Annotated in this window: 3 protein-coding genes; all 3 read right to left on the minus strand. The window is 75.8% G+C overall.

From position 1 onward, the window contains the following. Positions 1-796: 796 nt before the first annotated feature. From MW084_RS03570 to MW084_RS03580, 3 genes are read right to left on the minus strand one after another with little or no spacing between them, the layout of a single operon-like run. Positions 797-1,183 (minus strand): DUF6113 family protein, encoded by a 387-nt coding sequence (locus MW084_RS03570; RefSeq protein WP_010476483.1) that lies wholly within the window; start codon positions 1,181-1,183, stop codon positions 797-799. Beyond that, a complete protein-coding gene (mshB, locus tag MW084_RS03575) occupies positions 1,180-2,070 on the minus strand; it encodes an N-acetyl-1-D-myo-inositol-2-amino-2-deoxy-alpha-D-glucopyranoside deacetylase (protein WP_010476481.1) in 891 nt (296 codons plus the stop codon). Before mshB ends, MW084_RS03570 begins: the two co-directional genes overlap by 4 nt. A 58-nt stretch (positions 2,071-2,128) precedes the next feature. After that, positions 2,129-2,323, minus strand: coding sequence for a hypothetical protein (locus MW084_RS03580; RefSeq protein ID WP_010476479.1), 195 nt, complete (start codon positions 2,321-2,323; stop codon positions 2,129-2,131). Between the last annotated feature and the right edge of the window lie 475 nt (positions 2,324-2,798).

The raw sequence follows: 2,798 nt of genomic DNA on the forward strand, positions 1-2,798 counted from the left end.
CGCCGGGGACCACGGGGGTTCCGGCGGCCGGCGTCCCGAGGGCGCCGAAGGCGGGGCCAGCCGTCGGGCCGGCCGGGGCGCCGGGTGCGTCCGGGGCGTACGGCAGGCCGGGCCCGCCGGGGCGGTCCTGCGGCGCGGTGTCCGCCGTCGCGTACCCGGGGCCGCCGGCGGCCGGGCCCGGCCGCCGGCGGCGGGGCGCGCGGCGGACGGCTCCGTCTCCGGCGCGGCGCTCGCGGCGGGGGGTGCCGCGGCGGGCGGCTTGCGCGGGGCGAACCAGGCGCTGGCGGGCTTCTCCGGCGCGGGGGCCGGCCGCGGCTCGTCCGTCTCCGGGCGGGGGGTCCGCGCGCGGGGGGTCCGCGCCGTGCGTTCGGCGGGGCCCTCGCCTTCGGAGGCGCCCGCCGGCGCGCCCTCGCCGTCCGCGTCCACCGGCTTGCGCACGACGACCGGCGGGATGGGCCGCGACCCCGGGATGTTGATCCGGATACGGGTGGTCAGGGTCGTCTCGGTCTTCTTCTCCGCGGGTGACGCGGGTGACGCGGGTTGCGCGGGTTCGCCGGTCCCGGACGGCTCCTGGGCCCGAGGTGACCCGTACGGCGGGGTGCCCGAGGGGTACGCGGTTCCGCCACGCCCCTGGTGTCCGGAGGGCGAAGTGTCAGTTTCACGACTCAAAGCAGGATCTCCCGGTTGGCTCCGCCGCCCGTTCACACACCCACGGGCGCCCGGCGGCGCGCACCACCATACTGGCCGCCGTCGTCGCCCCACCTCCTACCTGGAGGAACACCCCGGACGCCGTCCCTCACGTCCGGGTGTGCCCGCCTTCGAACGGCCCCGTGGCGCCCGGTCGTTGCGGCGTCTCCGGGAGGGTGGCGCACATCACGGCGAGCATCATGCCGCCGAACACGAACACCAGGTCGGCCAGTCCGCCCCAGAGGAGCTTGTCGCCCTCGCCGCGTCCGAAGCCGGCCACCGCGACGGCCGCCACCCAGCCCGCGCCGGACGACACCACGCCCGACTGCCCGCCGGCGGCGCGCCGCCCCCCGCGGAAGAGGGCCGCCGCCGCCAGCAGGGCGAGCAGCAGTCCGCCGGGGAGCCAGGCGGCCTGGACGAGCGCGCCGGCCAGTCCCACGAGGACGCCCAGCACGGCGAGCACCGCGTGCACGGCGGCCTTCACCGCGGCGTTCACGCGCTCACCCCGGCGAACAGGTCGGTCTCCCGCTCCCCCGCGGGAGCTCCGGAGGCGCCCCGCGCCAACTGGTAGTACTCGTGGGTGAAGACGGGCTGGCCGAGCTTGTTGGAGAGGGCGAAGAACCGGCCCTGCAGGGCGATCTGCGTGGCGTGCGCGCGCAGGGCCGCGATCTTGCGGTCCGCGTACGCGGTGCCGTCGATCTCGGTGGTGACCAGTTCGTCGTCGACCACGCCCGGTACGTCCCCGATGTCGGCGATGCCGGGGAAGTCGACCCCGGTGGTCGCGCGGAGGGCGGCGAACCCCTCCTCGGCGACCGAGCGGGGCACCCGGTTCCAGTAGATCTTCGCGATGGTGTGCGGGGCGCCCAGACCGGGGGCGTACGAGGGGTCGGCGGCCAGCTCGGCGGCGCGCACGGACACGCGGTGGGCCTGGACGTGGTCGGGGTGGCCGTACCCGCCGTCGGGGTCGTACGTCACCAGGACCTGCGGGCGGACCTCCCGGACGACCTCGACCAGGTGCGCCGCGGCGACGTCCACGGGGGCGCTCCAGAAGGCGCCCTCGCGGTGGTTCTGCGGGAGGCCCGCCATCCCGGAGTCGCGGAAGCGGCCCGGGCCGCCGAGGAAGCGGTGGTCGGTGACGCCCAGCTCCCGCATGGCGGCGGCGAGTTCGCCGACGCGGTGGGGTCCGAGCCGGTCCTCCCGGTCGGGTGCGAGGTGGGCGAGGGCGGGCGGGACGACCTCGCCCTCCTCGCCCCGTGTGCAGGTCACCAGGGTGACCCGGGCGCCCTCGGCCGCGTACCTGGCCATGGTGGCGCCGTTGTTGATCGACTCGTCGTCGGGGTGCGCGTGCACCAGGAGCAGACGACGGGCGGGGAGATCCGTCATACGGACACCCTACGAGGTCCGCTCCCGGGGAGCGCTCGCGGAACGTGGGGGGCGGCTTCTAGAACTTCAGGTTGCCGATCATGCCCGCCACGCTGGTGGTGAGCTGACTGACGGTGGGGGCGATGGAGGAACTCGCCAGGTAGAAGCCCAGAAGCATGCAGATCACGGCGTGCCCGGTCTTCAGCCCCGCTTTCCGGATGAGCAGGAAGACGACGATCGCCAGCAGCACCACCGCCGAAATCGAGAGTGCCACGGCGGTTCACCTCCATACATGTCGGTCGGGAACGGGCAGCGCGCATGTGCCAGGAGGTTCTTACCCACCTTGCGCCACGGATCATAACTTTCCGTCTCCGCGCTTGGATTGGTGTACGACAGCACAGGGGGGCGCACAGCCGCCAGTTTCGGTCACGCGACTTCCTCGCGGCGGCGTCCGGTCCCCCCGGTGGCGCGCCCGGCCGCCGCGGCGCGGGGGGCGGGCGCGCCCGGGCGTCCACCATGGCGCCCGGACCGCTTCCGTCCGGTCCTTCCCTGTGCTCCGGAAAGGGCCCAGCCGTACGCCCCGGGACCGGGCGGAGGGGCTCCGCGAGGGATCGCGGGTGGACCCCGGCCTCCCGGCCCGGCGGCCGGGAGGCCCTCCGCCGGGCCGGGAGGGCGACCGGGGGCGCGGGAGGCCGTGCGGGCCACCGGGCGGACCGGCGAACCGAGTTGGCGGCTGTCTCTTATACACA

Source organism: Streptomyces sudanensis (genome assembly GCF_023614315.1).
GTDB classification, from domain to species: domain Bacteria; phylum Actinomycetota; class Actinomycetes; order Streptomycetales; family Streptomycetaceae; genus Streptomyces; species Streptomyces sudanensis.